The organism is Achromobacter sp. JUb104 (assembly GCF_024806975.1).
Classification (GTDB): domain Bacteria; phylum Pseudomonadota; class Gammaproteobacteria; order Burkholderiales; family Burkholderiaceae_B; genus Achromobacter; species Achromobacter spanius.
The window spans coordinates 526,276-542,435 of the sequence record NZ_JANUEY010000001.1; the positions used below are offsets into that span (position 1 = coordinate 526,276).

At 66.2% G+C, this 16,160-nt stretch carries 14 protein-coding genes; 13 read left to right on the forward strand and 1 reads right to left on the reverse strand.

Features of this window, described 5'->3' with window-relative positions; translation table 11 throughout:
• The first annotated feature begins 3 nt into the window (after window positions 1-3).
• From M2361_RS02395 to M2361_RS02445, 11 genes are all read left to right on the forward strand, one after another.
• The gene (locus M2361_RS02395; protein WP_259246044.1) at window positions 4-807 is read left to right on the forward strand and encodes an enoyl-CoA hydratase; all 804 of its coding nucleotides are present in this window, start codon (window positions 4-6) and stop codon (window positions 805-807) included.
• On the forward strand, window positions 804-2,888 hold the full coding sequence (locus tag M2361_RS02400) for an acetate--CoA ligase family protein (RefSeq protein ID WP_259246045.1): 2,085 nt from the start codon (window positions 804-806) through the stop codon (window positions 2,886-2,888). The genes M2361_RS02395 and M2361_RS02400 overlap by 4 nt, the downstream gene beginning before the upstream one ends.
• Before the next feature lie 47 nt (window positions 2,889-2,935).
• Window positions 2,936-3,904 carry a tripartite tricarboxylate transporter substrate binding protein gene (locus M2361_RS02405; protein WP_259246046.1) on the forward strand — a complete coding sequence of 323 codons (969 nt, stop codon included), beginning with the start codon at window positions 2,936-2,938 and terminating at the stop codon, window positions 3,902-3,904.
• A gap of 5 nt (window positions 3,905-3,909) precedes the next feature.
• Complete coding sequence (locus tag M2361_RS02410) at window positions 3,910-5,109, forward strand: acyl-CoA dehydrogenase family protein (protein WP_259246047.1); 1,200 nt, start codon at window positions 3,910-3,912, stop codon at window positions 5,107-5,109.
• 89 nt (window positions 5,110-5,198) lie between these two features.
• Window positions 5,199-6,269: an acyl-CoA dehydrogenase family protein gene (locus M2361_RS02415; RefSeq protein WP_259246048.1), complete on the forward strand. Its 1,071-nt coding sequence runs from the start codon at window positions 5,199-5,201 to the stop codon at window positions 6,267-6,269.
• A 66-nt stretch (window positions 6,270-6,335) separates the two neighbouring features.
• Window positions 6,336-7,106 carry a spermidine synthase gene (locus M2361_RS02420; RefSeq protein ID WP_100856527.1) on the forward strand — a complete coding sequence of 257 codons (771 nt, stop codon included), beginning with the start codon at window positions 6,336-6,338 and terminating at the stop codon, window positions 7,104-7,106.
• Between the two features lie 165 nt (window positions 7,107-7,271).
• Entirely contained in the window at window positions 7,272-8,024 is a 753-nt protein-coding gene (locus M2361_RS02425; RefSeq protein ID WP_259246049.1) for a GntR family transcriptional regulator, read from the forward strand.
• Window positions 7,975-9,291 carry a malonyl-CoA decarboxylase gene (locus M2361_RS02430; protein ID WP_259246051.1) on the forward strand — a complete coding sequence of 439 codons (1,317 nt, stop codon included), beginning with the start codon at window positions 7,975-7,977 and terminating at the stop codon, window positions 9,289-9,291. The genes M2361_RS02425 and M2361_RS02430 overlap by 50 nt, the downstream gene beginning before the upstream one ends.
• 55 nt (window positions 9,292-9,346) lie before the next feature.
• A complete protein-coding gene (locus M2361_RS02435; RefSeq protein ID WP_259246052.1) occupies window positions 9,347-10,138 on the forward strand; it encodes an enoyl-CoA hydratase/isomerase family protein in 792 nt (263 codons plus the stop codon).
• Between the two features lie 5 nt (window positions 10,139-10,143).
• On the forward strand, window positions 10,144-11,685 hold the full coding sequence (locus M2361_RS02440; RefSeq protein WP_100856524.1) for a malonyl-CoA synthase: 1,542 nt from the start codon (window positions 10,144-10,146) through the stop codon (window positions 11,683-11,685).
• 167 nt (window positions 11,686-11,852) lie between these two features.
• Window positions 11,853-12,824 (forward strand): tripartite tricarboxylate transporter substrate binding protein, encoded by a 972-nt coding sequence (locus M2361_RS02445; protein ID WP_259246053.1) that lies wholly within the window; start codon window positions 11,853-11,855, stop codon window positions 12,822-12,824.
• A 42-nt stretch (window positions 12,825-12,866) separates the two neighbouring features.
• Here the strand turns inward: M2361_RS02445 and M2361_RS02450 are convergent, their stop codons facing one another.
• A complete protein-coding gene (locus tag M2361_RS02450) occupies window positions 12,867-13,823 on the reverse strand; it encodes an aldo/keto reductase (protein ID WP_259246054.1) in 957 nt (318 codons plus the stop codon).
• 270 nt (window positions 13,824-14,093) lie between these two features.
• On the opposite strand from M2361_RS02450, the gene M2361_RS02455 reads away from it, so the two are divergent.
• Both M2361_RS02455 and M2361_RS02460 read left to right on the forward strand, forming a co-directional pair.
• On the forward strand, window positions 14,094-15,065 hold the full coding sequence (locus M2361_RS02455) for an ABC transporter substrate-binding protein (RefSeq protein WP_259246055.1): 972 nt from the start codon (window positions 14,094-14,096) through the stop codon (window positions 15,063-15,065).
• Window positions 15,066-15,269: 204 nt separating this feature from the next.
• Window positions 15,270-16,160 carry an ABC transporter permease gene (locus M2361_RS02460; protein WP_259246056.1) on the forward strand — a complete coding sequence of 297 codons (891 nt, stop codon included), beginning with the start codon at window positions 15,270-15,272 and terminating at the stop codon, window positions 16,158-16,160.

A 16,160-nucleotide genomic window follows, 5' to 3' on the forward strand; every position in this document is an offset into this window, starting at 1 on the left:
ACTATGGAATACGCCACCCTGGCCGTCGAGCACTACGACTCGGTCTGCCGCATCAGCCTGGCGCGCGAGTCCGCGCGCAACGCCCAAAGCCAGCAGATGCTGGATGAGCTGGACGACGCCCTGACCCGCGCCGAGCAGGACGACGCCGTCCGGGTGGTGGTGCTTGCCGGGCGCGGCGCGCATTTCTCGGCGGGCCACGACTTGAAGGAAGCACAGGCCAAGCGCGCGGACTTCACCGTGGAAGAACGCTGGGAATACGAATCGCGCCGCTACTACGGCTACTGCCTGCGCATCTGGGACTTTCCCAAGCCCACGGTGGCCCAGGTGCAGGGCGCCTGCGTGGCCGGCGGCTTCATGATCGCCAATATGTGCGACCTGGTCGTGTGCGCCGACACCGCGTACTTCTCCGACCCGGTCGGCCATACGCTGGCGGCCGCCGCCACCGAAGTGCTGATCCACCCGTGGGTGATGGGCCTGCGCAAAGCCAAGGAAATGCTCTACACCGGCGAAAAGGTCGACGCCCAGGAAGCGCTGCGCATCGGCATGGTGAACCGCGTGGTGCCCGAGGCCGAGCTTGACGACGCCACGCTGGCTTTGGCGCGGCGCATTGCGCAGGCGCCGCCGTTCGGGCTACGGCTGATCAAGCGGTCGTTAAACCGTACCGCCGATGCGCAGGGCTTTCGCACCGCGTTGTCGGCCCACTTCGACACGCATCAACTGTCGCACCTGAGCGAAGAATTCCAGGCGGTGCGCGAGCGCGGCCTGGCGCAAGCCATTCAGCGCAACAAGAAGGGCGAAACGGCATGAGGCCCGCGCTGGATTGCCTGCTGGATCCGCATTCCATCGCGATGATCGGCGCCAGCGCCAACGCGGGCCGCATCGGCGGCATGCCGCTGGAATTGCTGACGCGCTTTGGCTACGCGGGCGGCATCTATCCGGTCAACCCGAAGTACCAGGAAGTGTTCGGCAAACGTTGTTGGCCCGACATCGAATCCGTGCCCGAGCCGGTGGACCTGGCGGTGCTGGCGATTGCCGCGGCCGACGTCACGCCCATGCTGCGCCGCTGCCACGCCAAGGGCGTGCGCGCGGCCATCGTCTATGCGGCGGGCTTTGCGGAAGCGGGCGGTGAGGGCGCGCGCCTGCAAGACGAACTGGAAGCCTTCGTGGCGCAAAGCGGCATGGCCGTGGCCGGGCCCAACTGCATGGGATTTGCCAACTTGAACACGCAGGCGCACACGGCGTTTGCGTCGGTGTTCAAGACCGCGCCGGCGCAGTCCGGACCGGGCGTGGTCAGCCTGCTGACGCAGAGCGGCAATGTGTGCGCGGCGGTGTACGCCATCGCGCGCCGGCTTGACCTGCCGTTCTCGCATTTCATCAACACCGGTAATGAAGCCTGCCTGGATTTCTCGCAGTACCTGGAATACCTGGCGGGCGATCCGCGCACGGAAATCGTGCTGGGCTATATCGAACAACTGCGGGACGGCGAACGCTTCGTGCGCGCCTGCCGTGAACTGGAACGCCAGGGCAAGCTGCTGATTGCGCTGAAGGCCGGCAACACCGACAAGGGCGCGCAGGCCGTGCGTTCACACACGTCGGCGCTGGCCGGCGACCGGCGCGTGTACGCGGCGGCGTTTCGCCAACTGAACGTGATTGAAGCCACGGATTTTGCGCAGATGGCGCACCTGGCCAGCCTGGCCACGCTGCGCCATCGCAGCGCCGGCAAGCGGGTGGCCGTGTTGACGATGTCCGGGGCGCTGGGCGCGATCCTGGCCGACAAGTTCATCGGCGCGGGCCTGGACTTGCCCGATCTGCCCGAAGACTTGCAGGCCGTGCTGCGCGGCGGCATTCCCGATTACGGCATGGTCGGCAACCCGGTGGACGTGACCGGCAACGTGGTCAACGACCCCGACTTTGTGCGTACGGTGTTGCAGGCCCTGGCCACCACCGACGCCATCGACGCGGTGGTCGTCTACGCACCCGGCTACATGCTGGACCGCATGGCCGATGCCTTGGCCGAGGCGTCGCGCCAGCATGCGCGCCTGTTCATCGCCATCGATACCGGCCTGGCCCAAAGCCGCGCCGCCTTGCGCGAGGCCGGGGTGGCCGTGTTTGAAGACCTGGGGCAGGCGGTGTCCGCCCTGGCGCCTTACCTGCTGTGGTGCGACGCGCGCGGCGGCCATCGCACCGCGCCCGCGCCGCGCCTGGACGCGGCGGTGGTGCCGGCGCTGCCCTGCAATGAAGCCGATGCTCGCGCCTACCTGGCCGCCTTCGGCCTGCCGCAGGCCCAGGCTCGCGCGGCGCGCAATGCCGACGAAGCCGTGGCCGACGCGCGCGCCGCGGGCTACCCCGTGGCCTTGAAGATTCTTAGCGCCGACATCGCGCACAAGACGGAAGTGGGCGGTGTGGCGCTGGGGCTGGCGGATGACGACGCCGTCAAGGCGGCCCACGAACAGATCCTGAATTCGGCGGCCGCCGCGCAACCGGATGCCCGCATCGACGGCGTGCTGGTGCAGAAGATGGAACGCGGCGTGGCCGAGCTGATCGTGGGCGCCACGCGCGACCCGGTCTTTGGCCCCGTGCTGACGGTGGGCCTGGGCGGCGTGCTGACCGAAATCTATCAAGACACCACCCACCGGCTGTTGCCCGTGGACGAAGACATGGCCATGCAGATGCTGCGCGAGCTGAAGGCGTTTGCGCTGCTGGACGGCTACCGGGGCAAGCCGCGAGCCGATCTGGCGGCGGCCTGCCGAAGTATTGTCGCCGTGGGCAACGCCATGTTTGCCGCGCCCGCGCACGTGGCGGAAATTGAAGTCAATCCCTTGCTGATCAAAGAGGCGGGACAAGGCGTTGCGGTACTGGACGCGCTGATCCTGCCCGCAACCCCGTAGTGCAACCGCGCAAACCGCGCAAGCGCATCCCCCAGGAGGAGACAAGCATGATGAAAAGACTATTGGCCGGCGTGGCGCTGGCCTGCATCGGCGTCACAGGCCCATCGCACGCCCAGGACCCGTATCCCAACCGCCCCGTGCGTATCGTGGTGCCGTTTTCGCCTGGCGGCGCGGCGGACATCATGAGCCGCCTGCTGGCCGAACGGCTGACCGCCAAGCTGGGTCAGACCGTCATCGTGGAAAACAAGCCGGGCGGGGGCACGATGATTGCGTCCGACTATGTGTCGCGCGCCGCGCCCGATGGCTACACGCTGCTGATGGCTGCATCGTCGCTGGGCATCGCGCCCAGCATCTACGCCAAGGTCAATTACGACCCCATCAAGGACTTCGCGCCGGTCAGTCAGGTGGCGTCGGTGGTGCATGTGCTGGAGGTGCATCCGTCGATTCCGGCCAAGAACGTGGGCGAGCTCATCGCCTATCTGAAAGCCAACCCCGGCAAGGTCAGCTATGGCTCGGTGGGCGCCGGCAGCTCCACGCACCTTGAGGCCGAACTCTTCAACAGCATGGCCGGCGTGCAGATGGCGCATATTCCGTACAAGGGCAGCGCGCCCGCGCTGAACGATCTGGTGGCCGGGCGCATTCAGGTGATGTTCGACGCCTGGGCCTCGTCCGGCCCCTTCGTGAAAGACGGCAAGCTGCGCGCGCTGGCGGTGACGACGACGAAGCCTTCGGCTTCCGTGCCGGACCTGCCGACGGTGGCGGCCTCCGGTCTGCCGGGCTATTCGGCGATGCCGTGGCTGGGACTGGTGGCGCCGGCGGGCACGCCGCAACCAGCGATCGACAAGCTCTACCAGAACCTCGCGCAGATTCTGGCGCAGCCCGAGGTGAAGGCGCAGTTCAAGGGCCTGGGGCTGGACATCATCGGTAGCGACCCCAAGGCCTTCTCCGCCTTTATCCGGCAAGACGTAAGCACCTGGGCCAAGGTGGCGCGCGATTCCAACATTCGCCTGGAGTAGCAGGAATGGGTCGACAGGAACAAGCCGCGCAAGCCAGCGTGGCTACAGACGACGCCGCCTTCCGCCTGCAACTGCGCGCGTGGCTGAACGACGCCTACGCCAGTTTCGTGCGCGGCTGGCCGGGCGGCGCGGCCCCGCGCGACCTGGATTTCCGGCGCGCCTGGGAAGACGCGCTGTGCGCCAGCGGCTGGTCGGGCCTGGGCTGGCCCAGGGACTATGGCGGACAGGATTTACCGCTGTCGCGCCAGGCCGTGTTCCATGAAGAGCATGCGCGTTGCGGTGCACCGCTGGGCGTCAACCTGATCGGCCACGGCATTCTGGCGCCCACGCTGCTGCACTTTGGCAGCGAGGCCCAGAAGCGCCGCTTCCTGCCCGGCATCCTGTCCAACCGCGAGGTCTGGTGCCAGGGCTATTCCGAACCCGGGGCCGGGTCCGACCTGGCCTCGGTGCGCACGCGCGCCGAAGCCGTGGCGGGCGGCTACCGGGTCAACGGCCACAAGATATGGACGTCGTTTGCCGACCGCGCGCAGTGGTGTTTCGTGCTGGCGCGCACGGACGCCAGCGCGCCCAAGCACAAAGGCTTGAGCTTCCTGCTGGTGGACATGCGCAGCCCCGGCGTGCGGGTGGAACCCATCCGCCAGATGACGGGCGACGCCGAATTCTGCGAAGTGTTCTTTGAAGATGTCTTCGTGCCGCAAGACCTGCTGCTGGGGCAGGAGAACCAGGGCTGGAAGGTGGCGATGGCCGCCGCCAGCTTTGAGCGCGGCACCTATTTCATCCCGCGCCTGGTGCGGTTTGGGCAAGAGCTGGACGCGGTGCGCCGCCTGGCGCTGCGCCCGGACGCTTACGGGCATGTGCCGGCCTCGTCGGCGGCGGTGCGCCACAAGTGGGCGCGGCTGGCGGCCGACAGCCACGTGCTGGCATTGAAGTCGCAACGCGCGCTGGAAGGCGCCATGCGCGGCGACCCGCCCGGGCCGGAAGGCTCGTCCACCAAAATCCACTGGAGCGAGGCACATCAGCGGTTGCTGGAACTATCCATGCAGATGCTGGGCGATGCGGCATGCCTGGCGGACGACGCCGATGCACAGGCCGCCGAGCTGACGCACGCCTACCTGTGGTCGCGCGCCGAAACCATTCTGGCGGGCACGTCCGAGATCCAGCGCAACATCATCGCCGAGCAGATGCTGGGCCTGCCGAAGGCCTGAATGGCACGCGCTTGCACCTTGCCTCGAGCTAGAACCTGGGCACGAGCTTGCACCTTGCCTCGAGCTAGAACTTTGTCACGACGATCACCATGACTTTTTCCTTGAATGAAGATCAGCGCATGTTGCAAGAGGCGGCAGGGCGTTTTCTGGCTGACCGCCATCCTCCAAGCGTCGCCCGCGCGGCGGCGGGGTGTCCGGCGGACGCCCGCCTGGCGCTGTGGCGCGAGATTGCCGAGCAAGGCTGGCCCGCGCTGCTCGCGCCGACCGGGCACGACGGGCTGGGCTTGGGCATGCGCGAAGCCTGGGTCGTGGCGGAAGCGGCGGGGCGGCATTTGTTGAGCCTGCCGCTGGTGGCGAACATGGTGGTGCTGCCGACCTTGTGCGAGTCGATCCCGGCAGGGCCCGTGGCGCAATGGGCGCAAGCCGTGATGCAAGGCGAGATGTACTTCGCGGACGCGGCGATGCGCCCGGACGGATCGGCGTTCATCGAGGGCGCGGGGGCAGGCGTGTCGGCCTTGGCATTGCGCTGCCTGGGACCGGGCAGCTTGCGGCTGGAACGCCATGCGCCCTTGTCGGGCATCGGGGGCACTGCGGGCGCTTCGGCCACCGCAGGCCTGGACCCGACGATGCCGGTGGCGCGGGTGGCGTGCCCCGACGTGCAGGAGGCTATCGAAGTACAAGTCGACGCGCGCATGTGGCGGCGCTTGAAAACCCGCATGACGCTGTTGCGCTCGGCGGAACTGCTGGGCGCGGCGTCGGCGGCGTTGGACATGGCGGCGGCGTATGCACGCGAGCGCCGCCAGTTCGACCGCGCCATCGGCGCCAACCAGGCGATCAAGCATCGCCTGGCCGACGACTGGATGGCGCTGGACGACGCGCGGCTGGCCGGCATGGCCGCGGCGGCGTCCCACGATGCCGACGCACCATCGGCGGACCGCGACAGCCTATATGTGCCGCTGCTGGCGGTGGAGGGCGGCCGGCGCGCCGTGCACAACGCGATTCAGGTGCACGGCGCCCTGGGCATCACCTGGGAATGCGACGCGCACCTGTACCTGAAGCGGGTGTTGCGACTGGCGGCGAGCCTGCACGCGGAGGCGTCATGCACCGAATGGCTGGAGCGGATCTGGGAAGGCGCCGGCGCGGAACGGGTTGCGGCCTGATAAGGCAGCGGGGCATGGGCCGCGCTTGTGAGACGCCCGCCCGGCGTCCGCCCTACAATCGCCGCCATGAATAAATCGAACTTCCCCTCCGAACTCGACCAGCCGACCCTGTCCGAACTGGACGGCGTGCGCTATCTGCACTTCAACACCCAGTGGGTCCAGGGCGCCATGCGCGTCAAGACCCCGGCCGAGCTGGTGCTGGAATACACCGGCCAGATGATGGCCTGGCTGCTGTTTCTGGAGCCGCCCAAGGAAGAGGCCATCGGCATGCTGGGCCTGGGCGCGGGCTCGCTGGCGCGCTTTTGCGTGAAGCACACGCGCAGCCCGCTGCTGGCCGTGGAATGGAACCCGCGTGTGACCGCCGCGTGCCACATGTTCTTCCGCCTGCCCGGATCGAACCGGCTGCAAGTCGAACACATGGACGCCGGCCTGTGGGTGGCCGACCCCGCCAACGCCGGACGTTGCCCCGTGCTGATGGTGGACCTGTACGACGCCGCCGCCGAAGGCCCCGTGCGCGACAGCGTGAAGTTCTACCGCGATTGCCGGCGCGTGCTGGGCGAGGTCGGCGTGGTGGCGGTGAACCTGTTCGGCCGCCACGAAAGCTTCGGCAAGAACATCGACAACCTGTCCAAGGCGTTTGACGATCGCGTGGTGTTGCTGCCGGAAGTGGACGCGGGCAACCAGATCGTGCTGGCCTTCTCGGGGCCGCGCCTGTCGGTCACGCCCGCCGAATTGCTGGAACGCGCGGAAGTGGTGGAATCCAAGTACGGGCTGCCGGCGCGCCGCTGGGCACGGGCGCTGACCCGCCACGCCGTGGACGGCGTGCTGCATTTCTGATCGGTCCCCGGTGTTCTGCCGGGGGCGTTTTCGTCTTTAGGATGGGGTTCGGGGGCGGAAGGGGTTTTCCAGGGGTTTACCTTTTTCCGCGTCGGGATTTAACATGGGCCTGTTCATAATTATGAATTACGGCGCAGTGCTCGCGCACCCCCCCGCCGCCATCCCATGAGCCAACCCATCGTCCGTCAAGCCCTCTACCTGGAAGTCGCGGATCGCCTGCGCGCCATGATTCACGCGCGTGCGCTGTGCAATGGCGAGTGGATCGACGAACTGCGGTTGGCCGGCGAAATGGGCATTTCCCGCACGCCCCTGCGGGAAGCGCTGAAGGTGCTGGCCACCGAAGGGCTGGTGCGGTTGGAGCCCCGGCGCGGCTGCTTCGTCAACGAGCTTTCCACGCAAGACCTGGAAGACATCTTCCCGCTGATGGCCATGCTGGAAGGGCGCTGCGCCTTCGAGGCCGCACGCAAGGCCAGCGACGCGGAGCTGGCGGCGCTTGAGCCGCTGCATGCCGAACTGGCCGGCCACGCACGCGCCGGCCGTATCGACGCCTACTACCAAACCAATTACCTGATCCACGAAGCCGTGCAGGCGCTGGCCGGCAATCAATGGCTGTCGGACATGGTGGGCAACCTGCGCAAGGTGCTCAGCCTGTCGCGCCACCGCAGCCTGGCACGGCCCGGGCGCATCCAGCAGTCCTGCGCCGAGCACCTGGCCATTTTCGATGCGCTCAAAGCGCACGACAGCGACGCCGCCCAGGCGCTGGCCCACACCCATCTGATGCGGCAGTTGGAAGCCCTGCGCGCATTGGCCAATGAAGACGCCGCCGACCCGATTTTGACCGATCCCATCGTTATCCAGGAGCCCGCCCATGTCCGTACCCGCCAATCTCGCGCCCGCGCGGGGCGCTCGCACGCCTGAGCCCGACCCCGAACTGATCGATGCCGCCGCCGCGGCTGAAGGCGCCAGCCTGATGACGCGGCTGGGCAAGCTGTGGGAACGCGGGCGCTTGCCCAGCGAATCCGAAGTGCGCCGCCTGTTCGAAGCGCGCCTGACCGACGTAGCCGCCAATAAGCTGGCGCGCCGCTGGTGTGAGCAGTACAGCGCGGCCGACGGCAAGGACCGCCGGCTGATGCTGGCCGCGCTGGCGCAAGTGCGCGCCACCTTCCCGGCCGATGGCGGCGAGGGCACGCGCCTGTTCAAACGCTTCAACGCCTTGCCGCACGGCCTGCGCTTCCTGGTGGATCTGCGGGCTGACATGCTGCGCTGGCGCAAGCAGGTGTCCGGCATTCAGGGGCTGGACAAGGAACTGGAAGGCCTGCTGTCGGCATGGTTTGACGTGGGCTTGCTGGAACTGCGCCCGCTGACCTGGGATTCGCCCGCCTCGCTGCTGGAAAAGCTGATCCTGTACGAAGCCGTGCACGAGATCACCTCTTGGGATGACCTGCGCCGCCGCGTGTCGCCCGACCGCCGCTGCTACGCCTATTTCCACCCGCAGATGCCGGGCGTGCCGCTGATCTTCGTGGAAGTGGCGTTTGCCGGCAACATGGCCGACAACGTGCAGGTGCTGCTGGACAGCACGCTGCCGCCGCAGGATCTGGACAAGGCGCGCTGGGCCATCTTCTATTCCATTTCGAATACGCAGCCCGGCCTGAAGGGCATCAGCTTCGGCAACTTCCTGCTCAAGCGCGTGGTTGAGCAACTGCTGGAAGAACTGCCCAAGCTGAAGAACTTTGCCACGCTGTCGCCCATCCCCGGTTTTGCCGACTGGCTGGGCAAGCTGGACGCCGACGCCGTGGAAGCCATCGTGCGCGAAGACAAATCGCGCGCCAAGGACCGCAAGCGCGAAGGCGTGCCGGACGGGCAGCGTTGGGTGTCGCGCCTGGCCAAGGCCGCGCAAGGCCCGGCGTCCGACGTGGTCAAGCGCGCGGGATTCCGCCTGGCGGCGACTTATTTGCAATCCATGAAAAACGGCTTGCCGCTGGACCCGGTGGCGCGCTTTCACCTGGGCAACGGCGCCCGCATTGAACGCTTGAACTGGGCGGCAGATACATCGACCAAGGGGCTCAAGCAATCTTGCGCGCTGATGGTCAATTACCTGTACGACCTTGACGAGCTCGACACCAACCTGGCGCGCCTGGGCGAAGGCAAGCCCCAGGTCAGCCGAGGCGTGGGGCGCGTGGCCTGACCGCCATTGCCCGGCGACGACGGCAAGACATATCAATAAAAAAAGGGTAGGGGACATGACGCAAGACGTGACCGGCCGCGTGCGGCTGGAACGCGAAGGGGCCTTGGCCTGGGTGACGCTATCGCACCCGGGGCGCCTGAACGCGATAACGGTGGGCATGTGGGGCGAACTGCGCGACGTGTTCACGCGCGTGTCGGCCGACGACGCCCTGCGCTGCGTGATCGTGCGCGGCGAAGGCGGCAATTTCGCGGCGGGCGCGGACATCCGCGAATTCCCCGCCCAGCGCGCCGACATGGCGGGCGTGCAGCGCTATCACCGCGACATCCTGGCGCCGGCCCTGCAAGCGGTGGCCAATTGCCCGCATCCGGTGGTGGCGCAGATTGAAGGCGTGTGCGTGGGCGGCGGGCTGGAAATCGCCAGCCAGTGCGACCTGCGCATCGCGGGCGCGTCGGCCCGTTTCGGCGTGCCGATCAACCGCCTGGGTTTTCCCATGGCGCCCGATGAAATGCGCGGCCTGCTGGCGCTGGTCGGGCGCGCGGCCACGCTGGCCATCCTGCTGGAAGGCCGCGTGTTCGGCGCCGACGAGGCCCACGGCCTGGGCCTGCTGACCCGCATCGTGCCGGATGAGCAGGTTGCCGATGCGGCGCGCCGCAGCGCCGAACGCATCTGCCAGGGCGCGCCCTTGGCCGCCCGCATCAATAAACGCCTGTCGGCCAGGCTTGCCCAAGGTGGCGCCTTGACCGAAGACGAATATCAAGATTATTTCTCCTATGCCGAAAGCCGGGACCACCAGGAAGGCGTGCGCGCATTCCTGGCCGGCGTAGATCCATCCTTTTCCGGAGACTGACCAAGGTGAGCAACGCCAATCTATATGCTGTCCTACAAGGCGGCTTTCCCAAAGACCGCAGCAAAGTCGCGCTGGAAACGCCCGACCTTGAATACACCTGGGATGACATCGACCGCGCCACTGCGTGCCTGGCCAACCTGCTGACGTCGCTGAACCTGCCCGACGGGTCGCGCGTGGCGGTGCAAGTGGAGAAGTCGCCGGAAGCGCTGTTGCTGTATCTGGCCACCTTGCGCGCCGGCCTGGTGTACCTGCCGCTGAACACGGCCTACCGCGAAGCCGAGATCGAATACTTCCTGGGCAACGCCGAGCCGGCCGTCGTGGTCTGCGCCAGCAAGAACCAAGACTGGGTGCAGCGCGCCGCCGACAAGGCCGGCTGCGCGCACGTCTACACGCTGGACGAAGACCGCACGGGCACGCTGCTAGACGCCGCGGGCAGCCTGCCGCAAACGTTCAAGACCGTGGAGCGTAAGCCGGAAGACCTGGCCGCCATCCTGTACACATCGGGCACCACCGGCCGCAGCAAGGGCGCGATGCTGTCGCACGGCAACCTGGCCGCCAACGCGCAGGTGCTGCACGAATACTGGGGCTGGCGCGAAGACGACGTGCTGTTGCACATGCTACCCATCTTCCACGTGCACGGCTTGTTCGTGGCCTCGCACGGGGCCTTGCTGGCGGGCGCCAAAATGATCTGGCTGCCCAAGCTGGACGCCGATCAGGCATTGCGCTATCTGCCACAAAGCACGGTGATGATGGGTGTGCCTACCTACTACGTGCGCCTGCTGGCCGACCCGCGCTTTGACCGCGCCGTGTGCGCCAACATGCGCTTGTTCATCTCGGGGTCGGCGCCGCTATTGGCCGAGACCTTCTCGGACTTCAAGACGCGCAGCGGCCACGCCATTCTGGAACGCTACGGCATGAGCGAAACCGTCATGCTGACGTCCAACCCTTACGACGCAAAGCTGGGCGAACGCCTGGCCGGCACCGTCGGCCGCGCGCTGCCGGGCGTGCAGGTGCGGGTGGTGGACGACGCGGGCGTAGCGCTTGCGCCGGGCGAGATCGGCAACGTGCAGGTGCGCGGGCCCAACGTGTTTTCGGGCTACTGGCGCATGCCGGAAAAGACGCGCGAGGAATTCACCGAAGACGGCTGGTTCAAGACGGGCGACGTGGGCCGCTGGGGCGGCGAATCCGCTGGCCGTGACGCGCCGTCCGATTACCTGTCCATCGTGGGCCGCAGCAAAGACCTGATCATCTCGGGCGGCTTCAACGTCTATCCCAAGGAAATCGAAACGCTGATCGACGACATGCCCGGCGTGGCCGAATCGGCCGTCATCGGCGTGCCGCATCCGGACTTCGGCGAAGCCGTCGTCGCGGTGGTGGTGCCCAAGGAAGGCGTGTCGCTGGACGCCGACGCGATGCAGCGCGAACTGAAGTCGCGCATTGCGAACTTCAAGGTGCCCAAGCGCGTGCACATCATCGACCAACTGCCGCGCAACACCATGGGCAAGGTGCAAAAGAACGTGCTGCGCGAAACCTATCAGGCGCTGTGACGCCAACCATCAGTGCCGGCCTTCAGGGGCCGGCATTTTTTTCTTCAAAGGAGGCGATGCCGACCCCATCCCCGCTATGCAGTCCTGGCAGCTTCATTCAATAAAAAATTCAAGAGACGAGACGCAGACAACCGCGCCGTCCCCGTGATGCAGCAAGAGGAGACATTATGAAAGTTCGCAAGATCGCCACGGCCGTATTCGCCGTGGCAGCCCTGGGTTTCGGCGGCTCGGCCGCCGCGCAATGGCCAGAGCGCGCCATCACCTTGATTGTTCCGTTCCCCGCTGGCGGCGGCACGGACACCTTCGCCCGCCCGCTGGCCCAGCAACTGACCATGCAGTTGGGTCAGACGGTCGTCATCGACAACAAGGGCGGCGCGGGTGGCACGGTGGGCGCCGGTGTGGCGGCCAAGGCCAAGCCCGACGGCTACACCTTCTTCATGGGCGGCGCGCACCATGCGCTGGCTCCTTCGCTCTACAAAAACCTCAGCTACAACATCCAGAAGGACTTCGTGCCCGTCGCGCTGGTGGCCCAACCGCCGCAAGTGGTGGTGATCAACCCCGGCAAGCTGCCGGTCAAGACGCTGCAGGAACTCATCGACTATGCCAAGAAGCATCCCGGCGAAATCAACTACGGCACGGCCGGCAAGGGCAGCACGCACCATCTGGCGGGTGAGCTGTTCGCCATGCAGACTGGCATCAAGTTAGTTGACGTGCCCTATCAAGGGGCGGGGCCTATGTTGTCGGCGCTGATCGGCGGGCAGGTGGACATGGCGTTCGACGGCTTGGGCTCGTCGTCCGGACATATCCGCGCGGGGGCGATCAAGCCTCTTGCCGTGGCCGCCACCGAGCGGTCGGCTTCCTTGCCCGACGTGCCCACCGCTGCCCAGGCGGGCGTGCCCAATTACGTGGTGTCCACGTGGTACGCCATCTGGGCGCCGGCCGGCACGCCACAAGCGGCGGTCGACAAGATGGCGTCTGAAATCACCAAGGCATTGAACACGCCGAAGTTGAAGGAAACCTGGGCCGGCAATGGCTCGGCGGTGCCCAACATGACGGGTCCCGCCTTCGGCAAGTTCGTCGACAGCGAGGTGGCTCGCTGGGCCAAAGTGGTGAAGGATTCCGGCGTGACGCTGGATTGACGGGGGCGCCGCTACGTTGCCGCTAGCGGCGCTTGGTCCTCGTCAGCGCCACTCGCTGGCCTGGCTCAGTTTGGTCAACTGGTCATGCGTCAGCGTCAAGCTGGCGGCCTTGACCAGTTCGTCAAGCTGCGCCAGGGACGTGGCGCTGACGATGGGCGAGGTGATACCCGGCTGCGCGATCTGCCAGGCCAGCGCGGCCTGCGCGGGCGTGCAGCCGGCGTCTTCCGAGACCTCGTCCAGCGCTTTCAGGATGCGCATGCCGCGTTCGTTCAGATACGTGTCCACGATCTTCTGGCCACGCGCGCTTTTGCCGGCATCCGCCGCGCTGCGGTACTTGCCGCTAAGAAAGCCGCTGGCCAGCGCGTAGTAGTTGATCGTGCCCATCTGCTGCGTCTTCACCAGGCTTTGCAGGCCGGATTCGAAGGGCGCGCGGTTGTACAGGTTGTATTCGGGCTGGATGCTTTCGTAGCGCGGCAGGTCGTGGCGTTCGGCCGCGATCAGCGCTTCGGACAGGCGCACCGCCGTGTAGTTCGACGCGCCAATGGCGCGCACCTTGCCGGCTTCAATGTGCTTGGCGTATTCGGCCAGCGTGTCGGTCAGAGGCGTGTCCTGGTCGTCCTTGTGCGACTGGTACAAATCCACGTAGTCAGTCTGCAACCGCGCCAGCGAGGCCTCCAGCGCACGCCGGATGTACGCGGGCGACAAGCCCACCGCGTCAGGGCCCATTTCCATGCCGACCTTGGTGGCGATCATCACCCGGTCGCGCTTGCCCGAGCGCTTGAGCCATTTGCCGATCAAGGTTTCGGATTCGCCGCCCTGGTTGCCGGGAGCCCAGCGCGAATACACGTCGGCGGTGTCGATGAAATTCAGACCCGCGTCCACCATGGCGTCAAGCAGGGAGAAGGCGCCGGCTTCGTCGACGGTCCAGCCGAAGACGTTGCCGCCGAAGGTAAGCGGGGGAACTTGCAGGCCGGAACGGCCCAGCGCGCGTTTGATCATGGTGAGGCCTTTGGATGCGTCTGACGGGTTGCCCCGGGCTGCTGCATGAAGCGCGGGCAGCAAGAGCCCGGGTGGCGATATTTAGTATATTGGCGCCGCGCGCCCTGGCTTGGGGCATGCCTGATTGGCATGCACCATTTCAGGGATTCCCCGCAAATTCTTTTGTCTGGCGGCAAGTTAGACTATACGGCTTTACGGCTGACCGACCGGCGGGAAGCCGCCGGCGCAGTTGTAGTAACGAACAAAAACCAAGGGTTCAAGGAGCTTAGTATGCTGATCGGAAAAAAACATTTTCTGACGGTTGGCGCCATGGCGCTGGCAATGGCTATCGCCGCGCCGGTGTCCGCGCAGCAAAAATCGGTGGCGGTGACCGCCATCGTCGAGCACCCGGCGCTGGATGCCGTGCGTGACGGGGTGCAAGACGCCCTCAAGCAAGCCGGTTTTGAATCCGGCAAGAACCTGAAGTGGCAGTACCAAAGCGCGCAGGGCAACAACGGCACCGCCGCGCAGATCGCCCGCAAATTCGTGGGTGACCGCCCGGACGCCATCGTCGCCATCGCCACGCCTTCGGCCCAGGCCGTCGTGGCCGCCACCAAGGACGTGCCGGTGGTGTATTCCGCCGTGACCGACCCCGTGGCCGCCCAACTGGTCAAGAGCATGGACGCCACGGGCACCAACGTGACCGGCGTGTCGGACATGCTGGCGCTGGAAAAGCAGGTTGAACTGATCAAGAAGATCGTGCCCAACGCCAAGCGCGTGGGCATCGTCTACAACCCGGGTGAAGCCAACTCGGTCGTGGTGGTGAAGAAGCTGCAGGAAATTTTGCCCAAGTCGGGCATGAGCCTGGTGGAAGCCGCCGCCCCGCGTTCGGTGGACGTGGCCTCGGCCGCGCGCAGCCTGATCGGCAAGGTCGACGTCATCTACACCAACACCGACAACAACGTGGTGTCGGCCTATGAATCGCTGGTCAAGGTGGGTAACGACGCCAAGATCCCGCTGATCGCCTCGGACACCGACAGCGTCAAGCGCGGCGGTATCGCGGCGCTGGGCATCAACTACCACGACCTGGGCATGCAGACCGGCAGGGTGGTGGTGCGCATCCTCAAGGGCGAAAAGCCCGGTGCCATCCCGTCGGAAGTCATCTCCAAGCTTGAGCTCTACGTGAACCCGGGCGCCGCCGCCAAACAGGGCGTGACGCTGTCCGACGACGTGATCAAGTCGGCCGCGGTGGTCGTGAAGTAAAGCGATTCCGGCCAGACCCCGCCACGCTCAAGCGGCGTGCGCGGGGTTTTTGTTATGTTTTTTTGGGGTGCGCGGCGGCCCCGTCCCCGACGAACCGAGAAACGTTTGTTGCGAAAGCTCGGGTAAAACTGATGCCGGAACGCAAGAAATCCGACGTTTCAAGTCTTTAATATGCACCATCCTTACCCTGATTGGATTTAACCCATGTCATTGTTCTCGTTGTTAGGCGCGTTGGAGATCGGGCTGATCTTCAGCCTGGTGGCCTTGGGCGTGTTTATCTCCTTTCGCCTGTTGCGCTTCCCCGACCTGACCGTTGACGGCAGCTTTCCGCTGGGCGGCGCCGTCTGTGCCACGCTGATCGCGTCGGGCACCGACCCGTTTACCGCCACGGTCGTCGCCACCATCGCCGGCGCGGCGGCGGGGCTGGTGACGGGCTGGTTGAACGTGAAGCTGAAGATCATGGACCTGCTGGCCAGCATCCTGATGATGATCGCGCTGTACTCGATCAACCTGCGCATCATGGGCAAGCCCAACGTGCCGCTGATCACCGAACCCACCGTGTTCACCATCTTGCAGCCGGGCTGGATTTCCGACTACGTCGCCCGCCCGCTGATCCTGATCGTGATCGTGATCCTGGTGAAGCTGGCGCTGGACTGGTTCTTCGCCACGCAAAGCGGTCTGGCGCTGCGCGCCACCGGCTCCAACGGCCGCATGGCTCGCGCACAGGGTGTCAATACCGGCCGCATGATCCTGGGCGGCATGGCGCTGTCCAACGCACTGGTGGCGCTGGCCGGCGCGCTGTTCGCGCAGACGCAGGGTGGTTCTGATATTTCGATGGGCATCGGCACCATCGTGATCGGCCTGGCCGCGGTGATCGTCGGCGAAAGCATCCTGCCGTCGCGCAAGCTGGTGCTGGCGACGCTGGCCGTGATCATCGGCGCCATCGTCTACCGCTTCTTCATCGCGCTGGCGTTGAATAGCGATTTCATCGGCCTGAAGGCGCAAGACCTGAACCTCGTCACCGCGGTGCTGGTCACGATTGCCCTGGTCATCCCCATGCTCAAGCGCCGTCTCGTCGGCAAGAAGGGGCGCTGA

Coding starts and splice junctions, on each gene's coding strand:
- M2361_RS02435 (WP_259246052.1), top strand. CDS start 9,347: ATGACGCAAGACGTGACCGGCCGCGTGCGGCTGGAACGCGAAGGGGCC.
- M2361_RS02450 (WP_259246054.1), bottom strand. CDS start 13,823: ATGATCAAACGCGCGCTGGGCCGTTCCGGCCTGCAAGTTCCCCCGCTT.
- M2361_RS02445 (WP_259246053.1), top strand. CDS start 11,853: ATGAAAGTTCGCAAGATCGCCACGGCCGTATTCGCCGTGGCAGCCCTG.
- M2361_RS02460 (WP_259246056.1), top strand. CDS start 15,270: ATGTCATTGTTCTCGTTGTTAGGCGCGTTGGAGATCGGGCTGATCTTC.
- M2361_RS02420 (WP_100856527.1), top strand. CDS start 6,336: ATGAATAAATCGAACTTCCCCTCCGAACTCGACCAGCCGACCCTGTCC.
- M2361_RS02425 (WP_259246049.1), top strand. CDS start 7,272: ATGAGCCAACCCATCGTCCGTCAAGCCCTCTACCTGGAAGTCGCGGAT.
- M2361_RS02410 (WP_259246047.1), top strand. CDS start 3,910: ATGGGTCGACAGGAACAAGCCGCGCAAGCCAGCGTGGCTACAGACGAC.
- M2361_RS02430 (WP_259246051.1), top strand. CDS start 7,975: ATGTCCGTACCCGCCAATCTCGCGCCCGCGCGGGGCGCTCGCACGCCT.
- M2361_RS02400 (WP_259246045.1), top strand. CDS start 804: ATGAGGCCCGCGCTGGATTGCCTGCTGGATCCGCATTCCATCGCGATG.
- M2361_RS02405 (WP_259246046.1), top strand. CDS start 2,936: ATGATGAAAAGACTATTGGCCGGCGTGGCGCTGGCCTGCATCGGCGTC.
- M2361_RS02415 (WP_259246048.1), top strand. CDS start 5,199: ATGACTTTTTCCTTGAATGAAGATCAGCGCATGTTGCAAGAGGCGGCA.
- M2361_RS02395 (WP_259246044.1), top strand. CDS start 4: ATGGAATACGCCACCCTGGCCGTCGAGCACTACGACTCGGTCTGCCGC.
- M2361_RS02455 (WP_259246055.1), top strand. CDS start 14,094: ATGCTGATCGGAAAAAAACATTTTCTGACGGTTGGCGCCATGGCGCTG.